We start from the raw sequence: 21,298 nt of genomic DNA on the forward strand, positions 1-21,298 counted from the left end.
GCGGGCCGTGTCCACGAACGGCCCGCGCCCACAACGTGCGACGGGCCCGTGAGCGGTTCGCTCACGGGCCCGTCGCACGGTCGCCGTCCGTGCCGGCTACCGGTCGTTCTGCGCCAGCCGCAGCAGATGGTCCGCCAGCGCCTGACCGCCCGCCGGGTCACGGCTGATCAGCATCAGCGTGTCGTCGCCCGCGATCGTCCCCAGGATGTCGTGGAGTTCCGCCTGGTCGATGGCCGACGCCAGGAACTGCGCCGCCCCCGGCGGCGTACGCAGCACCACGAGGTTGGCGGACGCCTCCGCCGAGATCAGCAGTTCACCGGCGAGGCGCCGCATGCGCTCCTCCTTCGCCGACTCCCCGAGCGGTGCCTGCGGCGTGCGGAAACCGCCCTCGCTGGGCACCGCGTAGATCAGCTCGCCGCCGGTGTTGCGGATCTTGACCGCACCAAGTTCGTCGAGGTCGCGGGAGAGCGTGGCCTGCGTGACGTTCAGTCCGCTGTCCGAGAGGAGCTTCGCCAGCTGGCTCTGGGAACGCACCGGCTGCCGGTTGAGGATGTCCACGATCCGGCGGTGGCGGGCCGTGCGGGTCTGCGGCACGGCCGGCCCGGCGTGCTCGTTGCCCTGCGCGTCGGTCATCGTCGTCTCATTCCCCGGTTCGTCCTTCCCCGTTGCTCGCCTCGAGGACGCCGGGCAGCGCCTGGAGGAACGCGTCCACCTCGGCGTCGCCGATGGTCAGTGCCGGCATGAGCCGTACGACATCGGGCGCGGGGGCGTTCACCAGGAAGCCGGCATCCTGAGCCGCCTGCTGCACCTTCGGCGCGAGGGGCTCGGTGAGCACGATACCCAGCAGCAGACCGCTGCCGCGGACGTGGGAGACGAGCGGATGGCCGAGGGCCTCGATTCCGTCGCGCAGCTTCTCGCCGAGCCGCTTGACCGAGTCGAGTGCGCCGTCGGCGGCGAGGGTGTCGAGTACGGCGAGGCCGGCGGCGCAGGCGACGGGGTTGCCGCCGAACGTCGTGCCGTGCTGGCCGGGCCTGAGCAGGTCGGCCGCCTCGCCGAAGACGACGGTGGCGCCGATGGGCAGGCCGCCGCCGAGCCCCTTGGCGAGGGTGACGACGTCCGGCTCGACGCCTTGGTGGGCCTGGTGCTCGAACCAGTGCCCGGTCCGCCCGATGCCGGTCTGCACCTCGTCGAGCACCAGCAGCGTGCCCGTGGCACGGGTGATCGCGCGGGCGGCCTCCAGATAGCCCTTGGGCGGCACGACGACGCCGTTCTCGCCCTGGACGGGCTCGATGATCACGAATGCGGTGCCCTCGGTGACCGCCCCCCGCAACGCCTCGGCATCGCCGTACGGGACGTGGGTGACGTCCCCGGGCAGCGGCAGGAACGGATCCTGCTTGGCGGGCTGCCCGGTCAGCGCGAGCGCCCCCATCGTACGGCCGTGGAAGCCGCCGGTGGTGGCGACCATGTGCCGGCGTCCCGTCAGCCGGCCGATCTTGAAGGCGGCCTCATTGGCCTCGGCGCCGGAGTTGGAGAAGAAGACACGGCCGGGGCGCCCGAAGAGCTGGAGCAGCCGCTCGGCGAGCGCGACGGGCGGCTCCGCCACGTACAAGTTGGAGACATGGCCGAGGGACGAGATCTGGCGGGTGACGGCCTCGACGACGGCGGGATGGGCGTGGCCGAGCGCGTTGACCGCGATGCCGCCGACGAAGTCGGTGTACTCGGTGCCGTCCGCGTCCCAGACCTTGGCCCCCTCGCCGCGGACGAGGGAGAGCTTCGGTGTGCCGTAGTTGTCGGTCATCACGCCCTGCCAGCGCTGCGCGAGCCGCTGGTTGCCGTTGTCGCTCATGCTTCCCCCTGTCCGTCGGGCACGACCATGGTGCCGATGCCTTCGTCGGTGAAGATCTCCAGCAGGATCGAGTGCGGGACCCGGCCGTCGATCACCCGGGCGGTGTTGACGCCGTTTCGCACGGCGTGCAGGCAGCCCTCCATCTTCGGGACCATGCCGCTGGACAGCTCCGGCAGCAGTTTCTCGAGCTGGGACGCGGTGAGCCGGCTGATCACCTCGTCGCTGTTCGGCCAGTCCTCGTAGAGTCCCTCGACGTCCGTGAGGACCATCAGGGTCTCGGCGCCCAGCGCCGCAGCGAGAGCCGCAGCCGCCGTATCAGCATTGACGTTGTAGACATGTCCGTCGTCCTGGGAGCGCGCGATCGAGGAGATGACCGGGATGCGGCCGTCGGTGAGCAGCGCCGCGATGGCGCCGGTGTCGATCTCGGTGATCTCGCCGACCCGGCCGATGTCGACGAGTTCGCCGTCGATCTGCGGCTGGTGCTTGGTGGCGGTGATGGTGTGGGCGTCCTCGCCGGTCATGCCGACGGCGAGCGGGCCGTGCTGGTTGAGCAGGCCGACCAGTTCGCGCTGCACCTGGCCGGCGAGCACCATCCGTACGACGTCCATCGCCTCCGGCGTGGTGACCCGCAGGCCCGCCTTGAACTCGCTGACCAGGCCGTGCCGGTCGAGCGCGGCGGAGATCTGCGGGCCGCCGCCGTGCACGACGACCGGCTTGAGGCCGGCGTGGCGCAGGAAGACGACGTCCTGGGCGAAGGCGGCCTTCAGGTCCTCGTCGATCATGGCGTTGCCGCCGAACTTGATGACGACGGTCCTGCCGTTGTGACGGGTCAGCCAGGGCAGCGCCTCGATGAGGATCTGCGCCTTGGGCAGTGCGGTGTGCTTCCTGGTGGCTGTCATGAGGAGTACGCGCTGTTCTCGTGGACGTAATCGGCGGTGAGGTCGTTGGCCCAGATGACGGCGGACTCCGCACCGGCGGCGAGGTCCGCGGTGATCTTCACCTCGCGGTAGCGCATGTCGACCAGGTCCCGGTCCTCGCCGACGGAGCCGTACCTGCAGACCCAGACGTCGTTGATGGCGACGTTGAGCTGGTCGGGCTCGAAGGCGGCCTTGGTGGTGCCGATGGCGGACAGGACACGGCCCCAGTTTGGGTCCTCGCCGTGGATGGCGCACTTGAGCAGGTTGTTACGGGCGATGGAACGGCCGACCTCGACGGCGTCGTCCTCGGTGGCCGCGTTGATCACCTCGATGCGGATGTCCTTCGAGGCGCCCTCCGCGTCGCCGATCAGCTGCCGAGCCAGGTCGTCGCAGACGGCGCGCACGGCCTCGGCGAACTCGCTCTGGCCGGGGGTGATCCCGCTCGCGCCGGAGGCCAGCAGCAGCACGGTGTCGTTGGTGGACATGCAGCCGTCGGAGTCGACCCGGTCGAAGGTCTGCCGGGTGGCGTCGCGCAGTGCCGCGTCGAGGGCGGCGGCCTCCAGGTCGGCGTCGGTGGTGAGGACGACGAGCATCGTGGCGAGGCCGGGGGCGAGCATGCCCGCGCCCTTGGCCATGCCGCCGACGCACCAGTCGTTACCCTCCGCGACGGCCGTCTTGTGGACGGTGTCGGTGGTCTTGATGGCGATGGCGGCCTTCTCGCCGCCGTGCTCGGAGAGCCGGCCGGCGGCCGTCTCGATACCGGGCAGCAGTTTGTCCATCGGGAGCAGCACGCCGATCAGGCCGGTGGAGGCGACGGCGATCTCGCCGGCGCTGAGGCCGAGCACGTCGGCGGCCTTCTCAGCGGTGGCGTGGGTGTCCTGGAAGCCCTTGGGGCCCGTGCAGGCGTTGGCCCCGCCGGAGTTGAGCACCACGGCGCTGACCTCGCCGCCCTTGAGGACCTGCTCCGACCACAGGACCGGTGCGGCCTTGACGCGGTTGGAGGTGAAGACGCCCGCGGCGGCGCGGCGGGGGCCGGTGTTGACCACGAGGGCCAGGTCCGGGCTGCCGCTCTCCTTGATCCCGGCGGCGATACCCGCCGCCGTGAATCCCTTCGCTGCGGTCACGCTCACTGTGCGACTCCATTCGCTTCTCCGCCCGTGCAGCTCAGCAGTGCGGGCATCGTGTTCGTCTGCGGCCCGGCGGCTGCACGTGCGTCGCTCACGGTGCGACTCCAATCGTGGAAAGACCCGTGCTCTCGGGAAGTCCGAGGGCGATGTTCATGCTCTGCACCGCGCCGCCGGCGGTGCCCTTGGTGAGGTTGTCGATGGCGCTGATGGCGATGACGCGCCCGGCGTTCTCGTCGTACGCGACCTGGATCAGGACGGCGTTCGATCCGTACACGGAGGCCGTGGTGGGCCACTGCCCCTCCGGCAGCAGGTGGAGGAACGGCTCGTCGGCCAGCGCCTTCTCGTACGCGGCCCGTACGTCCTGGGCGGTGGTGCCGGGCTTCGCCTTCGCGGAGCAGGTGGCGAGGATGCCGCGGGGCATGGGGGCCAGGGTGGGCGTGAAGGACACGGTGACCCGCTCCCCCGCGACGGCGCTGAGGTTCTGGATCATCTCGGGGGTGTGGCGGTGGCCGCCGCCGACGCCGTACGGGCTCATGGAGCCCATGACCTCGGAGCCGAGCAGGTGCGGCTTGAGCGCCTTGCCCGCGCCGGAGGTCCCGCTGGCGGCGGTGATCACGGCCTCGGGCTCGGCGATGCCCGCCCGGTAGGCGGGGAACAGGGCCAGCGAGACGGCGGTCGGGTAGCAACCGGGCACCGCGACACGCTTGGACCCCTCCAGCGCGGCGCGGGCACCCGGCAGTTCGGGCAGGCCGTACGGCCAGGTGCCGGCGTGCTCGGAGCCGTAGAACGTCTGCCAGTCGGCGGCGTCCTTCAGCCGGAAGTCGGCCCCCATGTCGATGACCAGCACGTCCTTGCCGAGCTGCTCGGCGACGGCGGCGGACTGCCCGTGCGGCAGGGCCAGGAACACGACGTCATGCCCGGCGAGCACCTCGGTGGTGGTCGGCTGGAGCACCCGGTCGGCCAGGGGCAGCAGGTGCGGCTGAAGGCCGCCGAGGGTCCGGCCCGCGTTGGAGCTGCCGGTCAGGGCGCCGATCTCGACCTCCGGATGGGCCAGGAGCAGGCGGAGCAGTTCCCCGCCCGCATACCCGCTCGCCCCGGCGACTGCCACTCGTACCGTCATCGAAAATCCTCCTCATCGATGGCATGACTATACGCATCCATGCAGGTTTATGCAATGACTGGCCTGCGGCGCCCACCCGACCCGATCGGACACAGGATGTCGCGTCCGGCCTGGTGGGCGCTGCCTAGCGTGGTGATCGTCAAAAGGAAGGAGAACCGGGCATGCTGGAGCGGCTGAACCAGGCCCTGGAGCACATCGAGCGCCGTCTCGACCGGACCGTGGAGGTGGACGAGCCGGCGCGCATCGCGGCCACCTCGGAGTACCACCTGCGCCGGATGTTCTCCGCGCTCGCGGGGATACCGCTGTCGGAATACATCCGGCGCCGGCGGCTCACCCTCGCGGGCGCCGAGGTGCTCGCGGGGCGTGAGCCGCTGCTGGACATCGCGGTGCGCTACGGCTACGGCTCGGGCGAGGCGTTCGCGAGGGCGTTCCGCGCCATGCACGGCGTCGGGCCGGGCGAGGCCCGGCGCACCGGCGCCGCTCTGAGCTCCCAGCCCCGGATGGCCTTCCGCCTCGTCATCGAAGGGAGCAGCAGCATGCGCTACCGCGTCGCGGACAAGCCGGCCTTCAACGTCGTCGGCCTCAAGGCCCGGGTACCACTGGTGCATTCGGGGCCGAACCAGGCGATCATGGACTTCGTCCGAGGGATCGAACGGCAAGCCGTGGAGCGGCTGGAGAAGCTGTCGGACCAGGAGCCGCACGGCATCGTCGCGGTCTGCGACGACCTGGACCCCAGCCGCGCCGAGGGCACCGAGCTCGACTACTACCACGGCGTGATCACCTCCGCGGCCGCCCCCGGGGGCACGACCGCCCTGGCCGTCCCGGCCGGCACCTGGGCGATCTTCACCACCTCCGGGCCGGCACCGCAGGCCGTCCAGGAACTGTGGCGGGACGTTTTCACCGAGTGGTTCCCGTCGAACCCGTACCGCAGCCGCCCCGGCCCCGAGATCCTGCGGACCCGTCTGTCGCCGGACGGAACCGAGGCCGACGCCGAACTGTGGCTCCCGGTGGGGCCCGAGCTGGGCTGAACGACGTGCCCCAGCCCCGGGGGGCGGGCGCGTGCGAGTGCTTCGGCCGGCCCGGAAGGCGGCCGAAGCGCTCCGTCACAGCGGACCGGATCTGCTCTCGGCAGATCGGGTGGGGCGGCCGCCGCTCCCGGTGCTTGGGTGTCGGTATGGAGATCTTGGTTCTTGGCGGAACGGCATGGGTGGGCAGGGAGTTGTCGCGGCAGGCGATGGAGCGCGGCCATCGGGTGACGTGCCTGGCCCGCGGCGAGAGCGGGGACGTCGCGGACGGAGCGACGCTGGTCGCCGCCGACCGGCGCGACCCTTCGGCGTACGCACCGCTGCTGGAGCGTGCCTGGGACGCGGTCGTCGAGGTGTCGTGGCAGCCGGGGTTCGTCCGTGCGGCGCTGGACGCGCTGGGCAGCCGGGCGAGGCACTGGACGTACGTCTCCTCCGTCAGCGCCTACGCCTCCCACGCCGCGCCGGACGCGGACGAGTCCGCGCCCCTGCTGGCCCCCACCGGGCACGACGAGGCCGACCGGGCGGTGTACGGCGAGGCGAAGGCCGCCTGCGAGCAGGCATCGACGGCCTCCGTGGGCGACCGCCTCCTGATCGCCCGCGCCGGCCTCATCGGAGGTCCCGGCGATCACAGCGGACGCTCCGGCTACTGGGTGGCCCGGGCCGCCCGTGACCCGCGGGGACCGGTGCTGGTACCCGACGCGCCGGCACTGCCGACGCAGGTGGTCGACGTGCGGGACCTGACCGCCTGGCTGCTCGACGCAGCCGAGAAGGGGACGACCGGCACGTACGACGCCGTCGGCCCGGTCGTCCCGTTCGCACGGTGGATCGAGCTGTCCCGCGCCGCCGGGGGGCACACAGGGGCGGTGGTCACCGCCGACCCGGCCTGGCTGCTCGCGAACGACGTGGCCCAGTACATGGGCGACGAGTCGCTGCCCATGTGGCTGGCCGACCCGGCCTGGCTGGGGTTCTCGGCCCGGAGCGGGTCGGCGGCGCGTGCGGCGGGCCTGCGCCATCGACCTCGCGCGCAGTTGCTGGCGGACACCCTGCGGTGGGAACGCGAGCAGGGCCTGGACCGGGCACGACGCGCCGGCCTCAGCGCCCGTCGTGAGCGCGAGTTGCTCGACGGCCTCGGCTGAGGCTCTCCGCTCTCCGCCTCCCCGCGCGAACACGTCCCACCGGGTCGCCGAGACCCGCCGGACGTGTCCGGCGTCACCGGCCGCCGTCGCGGGGCCGGTGCAGGCGGGCGCGGGGCCGGTTCGGGGCGGGCGCGGTCCCTCAGTGCGCCTCGGGGGACCCCTCGGCCCGCGCCGCGTTCTTCGCCTTGATGCGCTCGGCCTCCTTGCGGACCTCGGCCTGCGTGGCACGCTCCTGCCGCAGCCAGCCGGGAAGCTCCCGCTTCAGCTCGTCGATCTGCTCCGTGGTGAGCGGGTCCGTGAGCCCGCCGCGCGCGAGGCCGGCGATGGAGACGCCCAGCTTCGCCGCGACCACGGGCCGGGGGTGCGGACCGTTGCGGCGCAGGTCCTGCAGCCACTGGGGAGGGTCGGCCTGCAGCGCGTTCAGCTCGCCGCGCGTGACCACGCCCTCCTGGAACTCGGTGGGGGTGGCCGGGAGGTACACACCCAGCTTCTTCGCCGCGGTCGCGGGCTTCATCGTCTGGGTGTTCTGGTGCGACGTCATGATGTCAAGGGTATCGACCATGTTCGATACCTCCGACCACGACCGGTAGCCTGGCGGCGTGACAGGCTCGGAAACACCCCCTTCGTTCAGGCTCGCCTACGTCCCGGGCGTGACGCCGGCCAAGTGGGTGCGGATCTGGAACGAGCGGCTGCCCGACGTGCCGCTGACCCTGGTCGCCGTCTCCGCGGCCGACGCACCCGGAATGCTGCGGCGCACCGACGCCGACGCCGGGCTCGTGCGGTCGCCGATCGACCGCACCGACCTCAGCGCGATCCCTCTCTACACCGAGACGACGGTCGTGGTGGTCCCGAAGGACCACGTCGTGGCGACGGTCGACGAGGTGACCGCGGAGGATCTCGCCGACGACATCGTGCTGCACCCGCTCGACGACACCCTCGAATGGGAGCGCCTGCCGGGGCGGCCCGCGATCGAGCGCCCCGCGACCACGGCCGACGCGATCGAACTGGTGGCGGCCGGGGTGGGTCTGCTCGTCGTCCCCCAGTCGCTCGCCCGGCTGCACCATCGCAGGGACCTGACCTACCGGCCGGTCACCGACGCTCCGGTCTCGAGCGTGGCGCTGTCGTGGCCAGAGGACGGGACCACCGACCTGGTGGAGCAGTTCATCGGGATCGTCCGCGGGCGGACCGTCAACAGCACACGGGGGCGCGCGCCGGCCGCGGCGCAGCCGAAGTCCGAGCGCCCCGCGACGGGCGGCGCCCGCCGCGGGCAGGCAGCGGCCGGCAAACCGGCGGCGAAGCGCACCCGAGCCGGATCTCCCGGCGCCAAGGGCGGCAAGGGAACCCGGCGCGGCAAACCCCGCCGCCGGTCGTAACCGCTCCGGTCGTCGTAACGGGCCCGGTCGTGACGGCTCGGGTCGTGACGGCCCAGGCCGTGCGGGACGGACACGTCGTCGGTGTGCCCGCGGTGTGACGCGTTCAGGCGGCGGCTTCGAGGCACAGGTGCCAGCGGCCCGGTACGCCGGTCAGTGTCACCGTCGACAGCGGCCGGACGTCGACGTTCCAGTACATCGAGGGATGCGCGCGCAGCGCGTACACGAACGCCGCCCGGACGACGGCCGGCTCGGCCACGGCGACGATGGAGCCGCAGTCCTGCGCGGGACGGGTGTCAAGCCAGCCCCCTATGCGCGAGATGAAACCCAGCAGCGGCTCCCCGCCGTGCGGGGCACTGCGCGGGTCCGCCAGCCACGCGTCGACGGCGGCGGGTTCCCTCGCGGTGACCTCGGCGAGCGTGAACCCGCGCCAGCGGCCCATGTCGCAGTCCCGCAGCGCGGGCTGCGCCAGCGGCGCGAAGCCGAGGGCCTCCCCGGTCTCCCGGCTGCGCGGGGTGGGCGAGCAGTAGCGCAGCTCGGCGGCGCTGAGCGGTACGAGGGCGTGGGCGGCGAGCTGAACCTCGTCCCACCCCGCCCGGTCGAGCGGCCGGTCGTCGTCGAAGCGCTCGGTGAGCAGGGTGGAGGTGCGCGCGGCGGCGACCAAGGTGACCCGGACACTCATGGCGTGATGGTGCTGTCCGGCGCCCCGCAGGTCAAGGGGTCGCCGGGAGCGAGGACCGAAGGGGCAGCACCAGCCAGTCCCCGGGATTCTCCACGGCCCGGAATCCGGCCTTCTCGTAGACGCCGTGCGCGTCGTCGGTGGTGAGCAGGATCCTGCGTACCCCGAGCGGGACGAGGTGGTCGCGTACGGCGGCGACCAGGGCGGTTCCGAGGCCGTTGCCGCGGGCGGGCCGGTCGACGTACACGTCGCAGAGGTAGGCGAAGACGGCGTGGTCGGTGACGACGCGCGCGTAGCCGGCCATCTCACCGGTCGAGGTGACGTAGGCGCCGAAGTTGAGCGATCCGGCGACCGCGCGGTCGTGCGCCTCGCGGCTGCGGCCGATGGCCCAGTAGGCGTCGGTGGACAGCCAGTGATGGGACCGGGCCACATCCAGGCGGCCGGGGTCGGTGGAGATGGTGTAGGAACCGTACGTCGTGGCGCTCATGGCGGGAGGCTCGCACGGCGCCGGCGGTTCTGTCAGGGCGTTTTCCGCGGTACGGGATCCAGCGCGGCGCGCAGCCTGCGGACGCCCTCCGCGATCTCGGCCGCGCCCGCCACGCCCGCGAAGCTCAGGCGGAGGTGTCCGGCGGGAGGTTCGGCGCAGAAGTAGGGGCGGCCGGGTGCCACGGCCACGCCCGCCCGCAGGGCGGCGGCGGCGAGAGCGGTCTCGTCGGTGCCGTCCGGCAGTCGCAGCCACAGGTGGTACCCGCCGGCGGGGATGTGGGGCAGGGAGAGTCCGGGCAGTTCGAGCCCGAGGGCGGCCGTCATGGTGTCGCGCCGGGTCTTGAGTTCGGCGGCCACGGCGCGCAGATGGCGGCTCCACGCGGGAGCGCCGACCAGTTCCAGCGCGGCTTCCTGGAGGGGGCGGGGGACGAAGAAGTTGTCGACGACGTGGATCGCGCGGAGCCGTTCGAGCACCGGACCGCGGGCGGCGAGGACGCCCACCCGCAGGCTGGGCGAGGTGGCCTTGGTGAGCGAGCTGACGTGCACGACGACGCCGTCGTGGTCGTCCGCCACCAGCGGAGCGGGCAGCGGCCCCGCGTCGTCGTGGACGAGACGGCGGGCGAAGTCGTCCTCGACGACGAAGGCCCCGGCCTCGCGGGCGATCCGCAGCACGCCGGCGCGCCGCGCCGGTGCGAGGACCGCGCCCGTCGGGTTCTGGAAGAGCGGCTGGCAGACGAAGAGCCGGGCGCCGGTGGCCCCGAACGCCGCCGCGAGCAGTTCCGGCCGTACCCCTTCCGCGTCCACGGGGACCGGTACGGGCCGCAGCCCGGCGGCGCGGGCGATGGCGAGCATGCCCGGGTACGTGGGCGACTCGACCAGGACGGGCGCGCCGGGCGGCGCCAGCGCGCGCAGTGCGGTGGTCAGTGCCGACTGCCCGCCCGAGGTGACCAGCACATCGGCGGCGGTGACGGTGCCGCCGAGCCCGCGGGCGAACCATTCGCGCAGTTCGGGAAGCCCGTCGGTGGGCGGGCGGCCCCAGGCCCCCGGCCGGCGCCCGGCGCGGGCGAGCGCGGCGGCCATGGCCCGTTCCGGCTGGAGCGAGGGGTGCAGATAGCCGCCGTTGAACTCGACGACGCCCGGCGGCGGCGCGGCGAGGGTGACGAGGACACCGGCCGCGTCGACGGCCCTCGGTACGACCTCCGCCGCGGCGTCGGCGCTGAGGGCGACCTCCTGCCAGGATGTGTCGCCGGCGGGCGGCGCGTCGGGGCGGGGCCGGGCCCGGTAGGCACCCGCGCCGGGCCGGGTGACGACGAGCCCCTCGGCGGCGAGTTGCGCGAGCGCGCGGGAGACGGTCACCGGGGAGACCCGGAAGCGTTCGACCAGAGCCCGGCTCGACGGCAGCTTTCCACCTTCCGGGTAGCGGTTCAGCTCGCTCTTCAGCGAAGACGCCAGCTCCGCCACGCTGCTACGCTCATGCATGACAGCACAGGATAGCGCTACCACCGACACCCCGATAGCGGTCAGCAGCGGCACCCTGCTCGCCGCGCTGGGCATCGTCGCCTTCTCCCTGACGTTTCCGTCCACGGTCTGGGGCCTCGAGAGCTTCGGCCCGTGGTCCCTGACGGCTGTGCGCGGCGTGCTCGCCGCGGCCGTCGCGGGCACGTTCCTGCTGACGCTGCGCGTACCGCTGCCGGAGCGCCGGCACTGGGCCGGCCTCGCGACCGTCGCCGCGGGCGTGGTCGTGGGATTCCCGCTGCTGACGACGCTCGCGCTGCAGACGTCGACCACCTCGCACGCCGCCGTGGTCGTGGGACTGCTGCCGCTGACGACCGCGGCGTTCGCCACTCTGCGCACCGGCGGCCGGCCGTCCCGTACGTTCTGGGCCGCGGCGCTCGCGGGGGCGGCCGTCGTGATCGCGTTCACGGTGCGGGAGAGCGGCGGGGCGCTGCACGCCGGTGACCTGTATCTGTTCGGCGCGCTGCTGGTGTGCGCCGCCGGCTACACCGAGGGCGGCCGGCTCGCCCGGCAGATGCCGGGCTGGCAGGTGATCGGCTGGGCCCTGGTGCTGTGCCTGCCGCTCGCGCTCGCCGGCTCCGCCGTGGCGCTGTCGTACGAGCCGGTCCACCTCGGCGCGCGCGGCGTGATCGGGCTGGTCTGGGTCGCCGCCGGGTCCACGTTCTTCGGTCTGTACGTCTGGTACCGCGGGATGGCCGAGATCGGTGTCGCCAGGGCCAGCCAGCTCCAGCTCGCCCAGCCGCTGCTCACCCTCGTCTGGTCGGTGCTGCTGCTCGGCGAGGACCTCTCGCCCGCGGCCCCGCCGGCCGCCCTCGCCGTCCTGGTGTGCATCGCCGTCACCCAGCGGTCACGCAGCTGAAGGTGCAGCGGGCTCCCCCGGCCGTAGACTCGACAACACGGACCATTCGACACATCGAGCCGCTTCGAGGAGGTCACTCCCGATGCAAGCGAACGTGGGCGACACGCTGCTGGTGCACGGCAGGACCGTGGGACAGCACGACAAGGTCGCCGAAGTCGTCGAGGTACTGGGGCCCCAGGGCAATCCACCGTTCCGCGTCCGCTTCGAGGACGGGCACGAGGCGCTCCTGTCCCCCGGCCCCGACACCGTCGTCAGGCACCACGAGAAGACCTGACTCCGCCCCCTCTCCGGACCAGGGCCGGGCCGGCGGGCCGGACCCTGGTTGCGTCTGCGGTCGGGGCGTCCTCGGGTCGGTGCGGCTGTGTCCGGTCCGGCGCTGCGGTCGTTGCGGGTGCGGTCCGGCCGGGTTCAGGCCGGTGGCCGGACCCTGGTCGGATAGTGGTCGGCCACGACCCGGGTCATCGCGCCGATCGGGTCGGTCACGACCTCCATCGCCGAGAAGTAGCAGTGACCGGCGACCTCCGGGTACCGCTCGGCGTACGTGAGATGCCGGGAGAGCTCCGAGGGGTCCTGCCAGGCCTCCGGCTGCCCCGGCGCACCCGCCTTGTACAGGGCCTCCCCGATGAAGAGGTCGACGCCGGTGCCTCTCGCCACCTCCGCCCACCAGGGCACGAGCATCTTGTAGTCGGCGGGCGGGAAGCCCATGTTCCAGTAGACCTGGGGCACGACGTAGTCGATCCACCCCTCTTTTACCCAGCGCCGGGTGTCCGCGTGCAGGTCGTCATAGGTCTGCACGCCGGCCTCCGTACGCGATCCGAGTGGGTCCGTCGCGGCGTTGCGCCACACACCGAAGGGGCTGATCCCGAAGCGGACGTGTTTCTTCACGGCCTTGATCCGCGCGGCCGTCTCCCGCACCAGCCGGTCGATGTTGTCGCGGCGCCATGCGGCCTTGTCGGTGAAACCACCGCCGTACCGCGCGAAGGTCGCGTCGTCGTCGAAGGCCTGGTCGGGGACGGGATACGGGTAGAAGTAGTCGTCGAAGTGGACCGCGTCGACGTCGTAGCGGACGACGGCGTCCATGATCGCGTCCTGCACGAAGCGCCGGACCTCCGGGACACCCGGGTCGTAGTAGAGCTTCCCGCCGTACGCCACCGTCCACTCCGGGTGGAGCCTGGCCGGATGGCTCTCGACCAGGCGCGTCGGGTCGGTGTGCGTGGCCACCCGGTACGGGTTGAACCAGGCGTGCAGCTCCAGACCGCGCCGGTGCGCCTCGCGCACCGCCGTGCCGAGGGGGTCCCAGCCCGGGTCCCTGCCCTGGACGCCGGTCAGATACTGGCTCCACGGCTCGTACGGCGACGGCCACAGGGCGTCCGCGGTGGGCCGGACCTGGAGGACCACGGCGTTCAGCCGGCGGTCCACCGCGGTGTCGAGGTACGCCAGGAGTTCCGCGCGCTGCCGGTCGGCCGGCAGGCCCGGCTGCGAGGGCCAGTCCCGGTTCGCGACGGTGGCGAGCCACATCCCGCGGAACTCCCGCTTCGTCTGCCGCCCCCGGCCCCGGCGCCGGTTCTCGGCAGCGGCGCCGGTCCCTGCCGCGTCCCCGGCCGCCGCGAACGCGGCGAGCGCTCCGGCCGCCGTCACCACGAACCCTCTTCTGCCGATACGCCCCATAAGTCCACCTCTGTCAGGCTCGGTGTCCACCGCCGTATCCGCAGAGCATGCCCGCCCCGGGCGCTCGGGCATCCACACATCCGGAGTAACGTCGTGGGGTCGGGCGGGCGCCGGAACCATACGGGGGACCTGCCGGCCGAAGGATCAGCGAAAGGCACGAGGTGACGGACTCAATGGCCGACATTGCACGCGTCGGAGTAGTGGGTTGCGGCCAGATGGGCGCGGGCATCGCGGAGGTGTGTGCCCGCAGCGGCCTCGAGGTGAAGGTGGCCGAGACCACGGGTGAGGCCCTGGAGATCGGCCGTACCCGGCTGTTCAACTCCCTCTCCAAGGCCGCCGAGCGCGGCAAGATCAGCGAGGAGGAGCGCGACGCCACCCTGGAGAGGCTGAGCTTCACGACCGACCTCGGGGAGTTCGCCGACCGCGACCTCGTCATCGAGGCCGTCGTGGAGAACGAGCAGGTCAAGACCGAGATCTTTCAGGTGCTGGACCAGGTGGTGACCCGCCACGACGCGATTCTCGCCTCCAACACCTCCTCCATCCCGCTGGTGAAACTGGCTGTCGCGACCTCCCGCCCCGACCAGGTCATCGGCATCCACTTCTTCAACCCGGCCCCGGTGCAGAAGCTCGTCGAGCTGATCCCGGCGCTCACCACCTCCGAGGAGACCATCAAGCGTTCGGAGGCCGTGGTGCAGCAGGTGCTGGACAAGCACCCGATCCGCGCCCAGGACCGCTCCGGCTTCGTGGTCAACGCTCTTCTCATCCCGTACCTCCTCTCGGCGATCCGGATGTTCGAATCGGGCATCGCGTCGCGCGAGGACATCGACAACGGCATGGAGATGGGCTGCGCCCACCCCATGGGGCCGCTGAAGCTCTCCGACCTGATCGGCCTCGACACCGTGGCCTCGGTCGCCGACAGCATGTACGCGGAGTTCAAGGAGCCGCTGTACGCCGCTCCCCCGCTGCTGCAGCGGATGGTGGACGCGGGCCGGCTCGGCCGCAAGACGGGCTCCGGCTTCTACACGTACTCCTGACCGGTCGGCGTCGCCCGCCCGGCCCGGCGGTGCCACGGCCCGTGGCGCCGGGCCGCGCGGTGCCGCCGGGCAGGCCGGCCGTCAGCCGAACCGCAGGTGGTGCAGCATCAGCAACCCGGCCGCCATGCCGGCGGCCGGGACCTCGCCGCGGGCGATCATGTCGGGCACCAGCTTGAGCGGGACCCACTCGCGGCGCGAGGACTCGAAGTCGTCCACGGGGTGACCTGTGTACGTGGCGTCCTCGGCCCAGTAGAGGTGGTGGCGGGCGTCGGTGAGGCCGTTGGACGGCTCCACGGTCAGCAGATGGTGGAGGGGACCGGGCCGCCAGCCGGTCTCCTCCTCCATCTCCCTGGCCGCCGCCGCCCGGACGTCCTCCCCGTCCTCGACGACACCGGCGGCGAGCTCCCACCCCCAGCTGTCGGTGATGAACCGGTGCCGCCAGAGCATCAGCACCTCGTTGGCCTCGTTGACGGCGGTCGCGACGGCAACGGGGCGGAGGCGGACGAGGAAGTGGTCCAGATGCCGGCCGTCGGGCAGCTCGACATCGGCGAGATTGACCCTGAACCACCGGTTCTCGTACACGGTTTGTTCGCTCAAGTTCGTCCACTGCATGTTTCTGCCACCTTCCGACACGTAGATGGCAACATGGCAGCAGGAGCCCGGTCATAGGGGAACGCGCAGCGCCCCCTCGATGAGTCCGGCCGTCTCTTTCGCGCCGGCACAACCGCTCGCCGCCAGCCCCTCACGCACCGCCCGCAGCCGGTCCCTCAGCCGCTGCGACTCCATCCCCCTGGCCCGCTCCAGCATCTCCGCCGCGGTCCGCGCCGCGCGGTCCGCCTCCCCCTGTCGCAGCTCGATCTGGCTCAGCAGGGCGAGCCGGTGCACCCGGCCGCGGTCGTGCGCCGGTGTGCCGACGGCGGCAGCCGCGTGCGCCCTCGCGGCCGTGAGATAGCCCAGACCGAGCAGCGCCTCGGCGACCTGTACGTCGACCAGGCCCGGCTGGACGTAACCGGTCTCGTCCGGCTCATGACCGGGGCGGATCCGACCCGCCTCCGACTGCGCACGCCGGATGCAGGTCAGCGCGCCGGCGGCGTCGCCCAGATGCGCGTACGCCTTGGCCTGCATCGCGTACAGGTCGGCGGCCAGAGCCGGGGTGATCTGCCGGCCGGCCGACCGCAGCGCCGCCTCCGCGAAGGCGAGCGCCTGCCGGTGCTCGGACATGAACAGCGACTGGTTGACCAGAAGCGCGACGACGTACGCGCCCAGCCCCCGGTCCCCGCTCGCTTTCGCCAGCCGCAGCGCCTGGTGGAAGTAGCGCTGGGCCGGTCCGTGCGCGTCGGAGTCGTAGGAACAGATACCGGCCACCGCCACCAGTCCCCCTGCGGCACGGTGCAGTTGACGGCCCAGCGCGTCGCCGTACGAGCCGCGCAGCAGCGGTGCGGTCTCCGCGTTGAGGAAGCCGACGATGCGGGAGCGGGTCGCGACACCGCCCGCCCGCCGGTACATCAACTCGTAGTGCGCGCGGGCGGCCCGGAGCATCTCGATGTCCGCGGTGCCGACACGGGTGCGGCCCTCGCGTGAGACGTCCGAGTCCTCCGGCGGGTTCTCCCACTCCCAGACGGGCATCACGGCGGGCGTTCCGGTGACAGCGGGCGCCGGGGCTTCGCGTGCGCCCTGCTGCCGCTGCCGCTGCCGCTGCTGGGCCTCGTACCGCCACTGCGCGGTGGCCCGCTCCACGAACCCGGACAGCGACGAGTTGTGCGGCACGGCGCGGTCCCCTGCCGGTACGCCGAGACCGATGTCGTCGAGCGTGACCACGCGCCGCAGCCGGCCCGCGAGCACCTCGCAGATCAGGTCGGGCACCTGGCCGCGGGGCCGCTGCCCCTTCAACCACCGTGCCACGGCGGTGTGTTCGTACCGCAGCGACAGTCCCCTGGCCGAGCCCGCCAGGTTGACGCGGGCGGCCAGACCCGCGTGGGAGAAACCCGCCTCTTCGAGCAGTGCGTCGAGCAGGGTGTTGGGCTGCATGGCCCCCTCCGGTGACTCAAGTCCGCTCAGGGTAGTGGAGGGCGAATCGCACGGGGTGTGAAAGTAGTGCGCTTTTCTGCGGCTTGTGTGCTCTGCCCGGGGCCGGGGCGGGGGCTGTTGACTTAACTGCCTCTCCCTGGGAGGCGGCCGGGCCGCCGGCTCCCCCTCGTACAGTGCGGCGGCCCTGATCGCGCCGTTCGTCCTGCTGATCTGCCCGACACTCCGCGGCAGGGCGGACGGCGCGCGTGCCGTGGCGCCTGCGGCGGACTTGCCCCCACCCCGCTGTACCGATGTGCGGCTCCGCCGCGTGGCGGGGCAAGCCCCGGACCCGTACCGCGCTTCGCGCGATGACCTCAAACTCTCCCTACGGCCCTACGGCCCTACGGCCCAGCGGCCGTGGGTGGGGTGCCTCCCACGCCGCCAGGCGCAGGGGGCCATGCCCGCAAGCCGGGCTCGATGTGCCGCTGTGGCAACTTCAGCCTCGCCGGCGTTTGAGGCGCGGGTCCGGGGCGGAGCCCCGACAGGACCGGCGCACTCCAGCCCCGCCGGCGACTGAGGCGCCGGGCTCGGGGCGGAGCCTCCGAAAACGGGTCCAAGTGGAGACCGCCGTGCGGCGGAGCCGCATGTCGGGACAGCGGGAAGGGGCGGGGTGGGGGAAACGCATCGCGCAGCGGCGACCGCGGAGGGCCCGGCAGGCCGGCGTGTGCACGCCGGTCGGCCGGGCCCTCCGCAACGAGACGAACGGGGCTCACGCGCCCCGCAACACCGCTCCCGTCCGCTCCGACGCCAGCGCCACCGCCGCGTCACGCGCGGCCGACGCCTCGTCGACCGTCAGCGTGCGGTCGGCCGCACGGAAACGCAGCGCGTACGCGAGCGACTTGCGGCCGCCCCCGATCTGCTCGCCGGTGAAGACGTCGAACAGCCGGATGGACTCCAGTAGTTCGCCCGCTCCCTCGCGCAGCGCGGACTCGACGTCCGCCGTGGGCACGTCGTCCGCGACGACGAGCGCGACATCCTGCGTGGCGACGGGGAACGTGGAGATCTGCGGCGCCTGGACGACTCCGGTCACCGCCTGCTCCAGCACGTCGAGCTCCAGCTCCATCGCGCAGGTGCGGTCCGGCAGGTGCAGCGCCTTGACGACGCGCGGGTGCAGTTCGCCCGCGTGGCCGACGAGGGTCTCCTCGCCGTCCACCGTGGCGTACAGCGCGGCGCAGCGGCCCGGGTGCCACGGCGCGTGCTGGTCGGCGCGGACCGTCAGCTCGACGCCCGCCTCGCGGGCGACCAGCCGGCCGGCCTCGACGGCGTCGGCCCAGTCGGCCGGGCGGCCCTTGCCCCACCAGCCGTCCTGCTCGCGGGCGCCCGCGAGGACGACGGCGACGCGGCGCGGCTGGCGCGGGAGTGCGGCGTCGAGGCCGGCGATCTCCTCGTCGGTCGGGCGGCGGTCGACGGGCAGCCGTACCGCGCGCCGCTCCTCGCCGGTGGGGCGGAAGACGAGACCGGTCTCGAAGAGCGCCAGGTCGTGGCTGCCGCGGCCGTCGTTGCGGCGCAGTGCGCCGAGGAGGCCCGGCAGCAGCGTGGTGCGCAGCGCCGGCTCCTCGTCGGAGAGCGGGTTGACGAGCCTGACGACCCGGCGGCGGGCGTCGTCGTTCTCCAGGCCGAGCTGGTCGAGGACGGGCTCGCCGATGAAGGGGTAGTTCGGCGCCTCGACGTAACCCGCGCCGGCCAGGGCGCGGCCGACCCGGCGGTGCAGCCGCTGCCGGGCGGTGAGCCCGCGGCCGGACGGCGGGGTGGGCAGCGTCGAGGGCAGGTTCTCGTAGCCCTCCAGCCGGATGACCTCTTCGGCGAGGTCGTTGGGCTCCGCGAGGTCGGGCCGCCACGAGGGGACGGTGACGACGAGGTCGTCCTGTCCGTACACGTCGCAGCCGACCTCCTGGAGGCGGCGCACCACGGTCTCGCGGCCGTAGGTGACGCCTGCGACGCGGTCGGGGTGGTCCGCGGGCATGGCGATGGTGCGGGGCGCGCTGGGCGCGACGACCTGGGTGACGCCGCCCTCCGCCGTACCGCCGGCGAGGAGCACCAGCAGGTCGACGGTGCGCTGCGCGGCCGCTGCCGCGGCCTGCGGGTCGACGCCGCGCTCGAAGCGCTTGGAGGCCTCGGAGGACAGCTTGTGACGGCGCGCGGTGCGGGCGATGGCGACCGGGTCGAAGTGCGCGGCCTCGATGACGACCTCGGTAGTGGCACCGGCGGTGTCGTCGTGGTCGGCGATCTCGGTGTTGGCGCCGCCCATGACGCCCGCGAGGCCGATGGGTCCGCGGTTGTCGGTGATGACGAGGTCTTCCGCGTCGAGCACGCGCTTGGTGCCGTCGAGCGTGGTGAGCTTCTCGCCGGGCTCGGCGCGGCGCACCCCGATCGGCCCGTCGAGACGGGAGCGGTCGTAGGCGTGCAGCGGCTGGCCGAGCTCGAGCATCACGTAGTTGGTGATGTCGACGGCGAGCGAGATGGGACGCATCCCGGCCTTCTGCAGCCGGCGCTGCAGCCAGATCGGGGAGCGCGCCTCGGCCTCGAGGCCGACGACGGTGCGCGCGGTGAAGCTGTCGCAGCCGACCGGGTCGGCGACGTCGACGGGGTAGCCGTACGAGTTCGGCCCGGGCACGTCCAGCAGCGCCGGGTCGCGCAGCGGCAGGCCGTAGGCGGTGGCCGCCTCGCGGGCGACACCGCGCAGGGAGAGGGCGTAGCCCCGGTCGGGGGTGACGGCGATGTCGAGGACCTCGTCGACGAGTTCGAGGAGCTCGATCGCGTCGGTGCCGACCTCGTGCTCGGGCGGGAGCACGATGATGCCGCCGCTGCCGTCGTCGCCCATGCCGAGCTCGTCGCCGGAGCAGATCATCCCGTGGGAGGTCTTGCCGTACGTCTTGCGGGCGGCGATCGCGAAGTCACCGGGCAGCACGGCGCCCGGGAGGACCACGACGACCTTGTCGCCGACGGAGAAGTTGCGGGCGCCGCAGACGATCTCCTGCGGCTCGCCGGTGCCGTTGGCCCGGCCGACGTCGACGGTGCAGAAGCGGATCGGCTTCTTGAACTCCGTCAGCTCCTCGATGGTCAGCACCTGGCCGACGACGAGGGGGCCCTTGAGCCCGGCGCCGAGCTGCTCGACGGTCTCGACCTCGAGGCCGGCGGCGATGAGCTTGGCCTGGACGTCCCGGCCGGTCTCCGTCGCCGGCAGGTCGACGTACTCCCGCAGCCAAGAAAGCGGGACCCGCATCAGATCTCCATCCCGAACGGCCGGGTGAACCGGACGTCACCCTCGACCATGTCTCGCATGTCTTCGACGTTGTGGCGGAACATCAGCATCCGCTCGATGCCGAACCCGAAGGCGAATCCGCTGTACTTGGTGGGGTCGACGCCGCAGGCGGTGAGCACCTTCGGGTTGACCATTCCGCAGCCGCCGAGCTCGATCCAGCCTTCGCTGGAGCAGGTGCGGCAGGGCCGGTCCGGGTTGCCGACGGACTCGCCGCGGCAGACGTAGCAGACCATGTCCATCTCGGCGGACGGCTCGGTGAAGGGGAAGAAGTTGGGCCGCAGACGGGTCTTCATGCCCTCGCCGAACAGTGCCTGGACCATGTGGTCGAGGGTGCCCTTGAGGTCGGCCATGGTCAGGCCCTCGTCGACGGCGAGCAGCTCGACCTGGTGGAAGACGGGGGTGTGCGTGGCGTCCAGCTCGTCGGTGCGGTAGACCCGGCCGGGGCAGATCACGTAGACCGGCGGCTCCCGGTCGATGAGCGAGCGGATCTGCACGGGCGAGGTGTGGGTGCGCAGCACCACGCCGGAGTCCGAGCCGCCCTGCTCGTCCTGGACGAAGAAGGTGTCGTGCTCGCCGCGCGCCGGGTGGTCGGGGCCGATGTTGAGGGCGTCGAAGTTGAACCACTCGGCCTCGACCTGCGGGCCCTCGGCGACCTCGTAGCCCATGGCCACGAAGACGTCCTCGATGCGCTCGGAGAGCGTGGTCAGCGGGTGACGGGCACCGGCGGGCACGCGGTCGTGGGGCAGCGTGACGTCGACGGCCTCCTCGACGAGCACCCGTGCGTCGCGCTCGGCCTCGAGCTCGGCCTGGCGGGCGGCGAGCGCCTTGCCGACGGCGGCACGGGCCTGACCCACGCGCTTGCCGGCCTCTGCCTTGGCCTGCGGCGGCAGTGCGCCGATCTCGCGGTTGGCGAGCGAGAGCGGCGAGGTGCCGGAGGTGTGCGCGGATTTCGCGTGCGCGAGCGCCTCGAGGGAGTCTGCGGCGGCGAAGGCTGCGAGCGCCTCGTCCCGCATGCGCTCGATCTCTTCCGGTTTCAGTGCCTCGACCTCAACCGGGTCGTACGACTTATTGGGTGCGGACATCTCTTCCCGTACTTCCGATGGGCTGGCTGGGGACCCCGCACGTCAGGGACGACCGAGGACGCAAAGGTGCCAAAGGTCGAGTCTAACGGGGTGTGGAGCGGCGAA

General features: G+C 72.7%; 20 protein-coding genes. 6 read left to right on the forward strand and 14 right to left on the reverse strand.

Annotated elements, in window-relative coordinates; genetic code table 11:
* Nucleotides 1-96: 96 nt before the first annotated feature.
* From OGH68_RS06550 to argC, 5 genes are all read right to left on the reverse strand, one after another.
* Nucleotides 97-633, reverse strand: a complete 537-nt coding sequence (locus OGH68_RS06550; protein WP_264242369.1) for an arginine repressor — start codon at nucleotides 631-633, stop codon at nucleotides 97-99.
* 7 nt (nucleotides 634-640) lie between these two features.
* Nucleotides 641-1,846, reverse strand: coding sequence for an acetylornithine transaminase (locus tag OGH68_RS06555; protein WP_264242371.1), 1,206 nt, complete (start codon nucleotides 1,844-1,846; stop codon nucleotides 641-643).
* Nucleotides 1,843-2,745 carry an acetylglutamate kinase gene (argB, locus tag OGH68_RS06560; RefSeq protein WP_264242372.1) on the reverse strand — a complete coding sequence of 301 codons (903 nt, stop codon included), beginning with the start codon at nucleotides 2,743-2,745 and terminating at the stop codon, nucleotides 1,843-1,845. Before argB ends, OGH68_RS06555 begins: the two co-directional genes overlap by 4 nt.
* Nucleotides 2,742-3,893 carry a bifunctional glutamate N-acetyltransferase/amino-acid acetyltransferase ArgJ gene (gene argJ, locus OGH68_RS06565; protein WP_264242373.1) on the reverse strand — a complete coding sequence of 384 codons (1,152 nt, stop codon included), beginning with the start codon at nucleotides 3,891-3,893 and terminating at the stop codon, nucleotides 2,742-2,744. Before argJ ends, argB begins: the two co-directional genes overlap by 4 nt.
* An 88-nt stretch (nucleotides 3,894-3,981) precedes the next feature.
* Complete coding sequence (gene argC / locus OGH68_RS06570; RefSeq protein ID WP_264242374.1) at nucleotides 3,982-5,010, reverse strand: N-acetyl-gamma-glutamyl-phosphate reductase; 1,029 nt, start codon at nucleotides 5,008-5,010, stop codon at nucleotides 3,982-3,984.
* Nucleotides 5,011-5,171: 161 nt separating this feature from the next.
* Here argC and OGH68_RS06575 point away from each other — a divergent pair, with 161 nt between their 5' ends.
* Both OGH68_RS06575 and OGH68_RS06580 read left to right on the forward strand, forming a co-directional pair.
* Nucleotides 5,172-6,038, forward strand: a complete 867-nt coding sequence (locus OGH68_RS06575; RefSeq protein WP_264242375.1) for an AraC family transcriptional regulator — start codon at nucleotides 5,172-5,174, stop codon at nucleotides 6,036-6,038.
* Nucleotides 6,039-6,184: 146 nt separating this feature from the next.
* Complete coding sequence (locus OGH68_RS06580; protein ID WP_264242376.1) at nucleotides 6,185-7,171, forward strand: NAD-dependent epimerase/dehydratase family protein; 987 nt, start codon at nucleotides 6,185-6,187, stop codon at nucleotides 7,169-7,171.
* A 139-nt stretch (nucleotides 7,172-7,310) separates the two neighbouring features.
* Here OGH68_RS06580 and OGH68_RS06585 read toward each other — a convergent pair whose 3' ends face one another.
* Nucleotides 7,311-7,733, reverse strand: coding sequence for a DUF5997 family protein (locus tag OGH68_RS06585; protein WP_264242377.1), 423 nt, complete (start codon nucleotides 7,731-7,733; stop codon nucleotides 7,311-7,313).
* A gap of 37 nt (nucleotides 7,734-7,770) precedes the next feature.
* Between OGH68_RS06585 and OGH68_RS06590 the strand changes: the two genes are divergently transcribed.
* Nucleotides 7,771-8,544 carry a LysR substrate-binding domain-containing protein gene (locus OGH68_RS06590; RefSeq protein ID WP_264242378.1) on the forward strand — a complete coding sequence of 258 codons (774 nt, stop codon included), beginning with the start codon at nucleotides 7,771-7,773 and terminating at the stop codon, nucleotides 8,542-8,544.
* A gap of 103 nt (nucleotides 8,545-8,647) precedes the next feature.
* On the opposite strand, the gene OGH68_RS06595 is transcribed toward OGH68_RS06590, so the two are convergent.
* The 3 genes from OGH68_RS06595 to OGH68_RS06605 are packed head-to-tail and all read right to left on the reverse strand — an operon-like array spanning nucleotide 8,648 to nucleotide 11,185.
* The gene (locus OGH68_RS06595) at nucleotides 8,648-9,223 is read right to left on the reverse strand and encodes a histidine phosphatase family protein (RefSeq protein ID WP_264242379.1); all 576 of its coding nucleotides are present in this window, start codon (nucleotides 9,221-9,223) and stop codon (nucleotides 8,648-8,650) included.
* A gap of 31 nt (nucleotides 9,224-9,254) precedes the next feature.
* Complete coding sequence (locus OGH68_RS06600; protein WP_264242380.1) at nucleotides 9,255-9,707, reverse strand: GNAT family N-acetyltransferase; 453 nt, start codon at nucleotides 9,705-9,707, stop codon at nucleotides 9,255-9,257.
* A 32-nt stretch (nucleotides 9,708-9,739) separates the two neighbouring features.
* The gene (locus tag OGH68_RS06605; RefSeq protein WP_264242381.1) at nucleotides 9,740-11,185 is read right to left on the reverse strand and encodes a PLP-dependent aminotransferase family protein; all 1,446 of its coding nucleotides are present in this window, start codon (nucleotides 11,183-11,185) and stop codon (nucleotides 9,740-9,742) included.
* Between OGH68_RS06605 and OGH68_RS06610 the strand changes: the two genes are divergently transcribed.
* Together OGH68_RS06610 and OGH68_RS06615 are read left to right on the forward strand one after the other, a co-directional pair.
* Nucleotides 11,184-12,080 (forward strand): DMT family transporter, encoded by an 897-nt coding sequence (locus OGH68_RS06610; protein WP_264242382.1) that lies wholly within the window; start codon nucleotides 11,184-11,186, stop codon nucleotides 12,078-12,080. The two genes, OGH68_RS06605 and OGH68_RS06610, sit on opposite strands and share 2 nt — an antisense overlap.
* An 82-nt stretch (nucleotides 12,081-12,162) precedes the next feature.
* Entirely contained in the window at nucleotides 12,163-12,354 is a 192-nt protein-coding gene (locus OGH68_RS06615) for a DUF1918 domain-containing protein (protein WP_264242383.1), read from the forward strand.
* A gap of 134 nt (nucleotides 12,355-12,488) precedes the next feature.
* Here OGH68_RS06615 and OGH68_RS06620 read toward each other — a convergent pair whose 3' ends face one another.
* Entirely contained in the window at nucleotides 12,489-13,748 is a 1,260-nt protein-coding gene (locus OGH68_RS06620) for a glycoside hydrolase family 10 protein (protein WP_264242384.1), read from the reverse strand.
* Nucleotides 13,749-13,921: 173 nt separating this feature from the next.
* On the opposite strand from OGH68_RS06620, the gene OGH68_RS06625 reads away from it, so the two are divergent.
* Nucleotides 13,922-14,782 carry a 3-hydroxybutyryl-CoA dehydrogenase gene (locus OGH68_RS06625; RefSeq protein ID WP_264242385.1) on the forward strand — a complete coding sequence of 287 codons (861 nt, stop codon included), beginning with the start codon at nucleotides 13,922-13,924 and terminating at the stop codon, nucleotides 14,780-14,782.
* A gap of 81 nt (nucleotides 14,783-14,863) precedes the next feature.
* On the opposite strand, the gene OGH68_RS06630 is transcribed toward OGH68_RS06625, so the two are convergent.
* The 4 genes from OGH68_RS06630 to pheS all read right to left on the reverse strand — a co-directional run bounded on the left by OGH68_RS06630 (nucleotide 14,864) and on the right by pheS (nucleotide 21,193).
* Entirely contained in the window at nucleotides 14,864-15,394 is a 531-nt protein-coding gene (locus tag OGH68_RS06630) for an NUDIX hydrolase (RefSeq protein WP_264242386.1), read from the reverse strand.
* A gap of 51 nt (nucleotides 15,395-15,445) precedes the next feature.
* Entirely contained in the window at nucleotides 15,446-16,810 is a 1,365-nt protein-coding gene (locus tag OGH68_RS06635) for a transcriptional regulator (RefSeq protein ID WP_264242387.1), read from the reverse strand.
* A 748-nt stretch (nucleotides 16,811-17,558) separates the two neighbouring features.
* Nucleotides 17,559-20,072, reverse strand: a complete 2,514-nt coding sequence (gene pheT, locus OGH68_RS06640; RefSeq protein ID WP_264242388.1) for a phenylalanine--tRNA ligase subunit beta — start codon at nucleotides 20,070-20,072, stop codon at nucleotides 17,559-17,561.
* Nucleotides 20,072-21,193 carry a phenylalanine--tRNA ligase subunit alpha gene (gene pheS / locus OGH68_RS06645; RefSeq protein ID WP_264242389.1) on the reverse strand — a complete coding sequence of 374 codons (1,122 nt, stop codon included), beginning with the start codon at nucleotides 21,191-21,193 and terminating at the stop codon, nucleotides 20,072-20,074. The genes pheT and pheS overlap by 1 nt, the downstream gene beginning before the upstream one ends.
* Between the last annotated feature and the right edge of the window lie 105 nt (nucleotides 21,194-21,298).

It is taken from the genome of Streptomyces peucetius, assembly GCF_025854275.1.
Lineage (GTDB): Bacteria > Actinomycetota > Actinomycetes > Streptomycetales > Streptomycetaceae > Streptomyces > Streptomyces peucetius_A.

Excerpts from the sequence above, each read along its gene's own strand:
- OGH68_RS06550 (WP_264242369.1), bottom strand. The coding sequence starts at position 633 with ATGACCGACGCGCAGGGCAACGAGCACGCCGGGCCGGCCGTGCCGCAG.
- OGH68_RS06555 (WP_264242371.1), bottom strand. The coding sequence starts at position 1,846 with ATGAGCGACAACGGCAACCAGCGGCTCGCGCAGCGCTGGCAGGGCGTG.
- argB (WP_264242372.1), bottom strand. The coding sequence starts at position 2,745 with ATGACAGCCACCAGGAAGCACACCGCACTGCCCAAGGCGCAGATCCTC.
- argC (WP_264242374.1), bottom strand. The coding sequence starts at position 5,010 with ATGACGGTACGAGTGGCAGTCGCCGGGGCGAGCGGGTATGCGGGCGGG.
- OGH68_RS06575 (WP_264242375.1), top strand. The coding sequence starts at position 5,172 with ATGCTGGAGCGGCTGAACCAGGCCCTGGAGCACATCGAGCGCCGTCTC.
- OGH68_RS06580 (WP_264242376.1), top strand. The coding sequence starts at position 6,185 with ATGGAGATCTTGGTTCTTGGCGGAACGGCATGGGTGGGCAGGGAGTTG.
- OGH68_RS06585 (WP_264242377.1), bottom strand. The coding sequence starts at position 7,733 with ATGGTCGATACCCTTGACATCATGACGTCGCACCAGAACACCCAGACG.
- OGH68_RS06595 (WP_264242379.1), bottom strand. The coding sequence starts at position 9,223 with ATGAGTGTCCGGGTCACCTTGGTCGCCGCCGCGCGCACCTCCACCCTG.
- OGH68_RS06600 (WP_264242380.1), bottom strand. The coding sequence starts at position 9,707 with ATGAGCGCCACGACGTACGGTTCCTACACCATCTCCACCGACCCCGGC.
- OGH68_RS06610 (WP_264242382.1), top strand. The coding sequence starts at position 11,184 with ATGACAGCACAGGATAGCGCTACCACCGACACCCCGATAGCGGTCAGC.
- OGH68_RS06605 (WP_264242381.1), bottom strand. The coding sequence starts at position 11,185 with ATGCATGAGCGTAGCAGCGTGGCGGAGCTGGCGTCTTCGCTGAAGAGC.
- OGH68_RS06615 (WP_264242383.1), top strand. The coding sequence starts at position 12,163 with ATGCAAGCGAACGTGGGCGACACGCTGCTGGTGCACGGCAGGACCGTG.
- OGH68_RS06620 (WP_264242384.1), bottom strand. The coding sequence starts at position 13,748 with ATGGGGCGTATCGGCAGAAGAGGGTTCGTGGTGACGGCGGCCGGAGCG.
- OGH68_RS06625 (WP_264242385.1), top strand. The coding sequence starts at position 13,922 with ATGGCCGACATTGCACGCGTCGGAGTAGTGGGTTGCGGCCAGATGGGC.
- OGH68_RS06630 (WP_264242386.1), bottom strand. The coding sequence starts at position 15,394 with ATGCAGTGGACGAACTTGAGCGAACAAACCGTGTACGAGAACCGGTGG.
- OGH68_RS06635 (WP_264242387.1), bottom strand. The coding sequence starts at position 16,810 with ATGCAGCCCAACACCCTGCTCGACGCACTGCTCGAAGAGGCGGGTTTC.
- pheT (WP_264242388.1), bottom strand. The coding sequence starts at position 20,072 with ATGCGGGTCCCGCTTTCTTGGCTGCGGGAGTACGTCGACCTGCCGGCG.
- pheS (WP_264242389.1), bottom strand. The coding sequence starts at position 21,193 with ATGTCCGCACCCAATAAGTCGTACGACCCGGTTGAGGTCGAGGCACTG.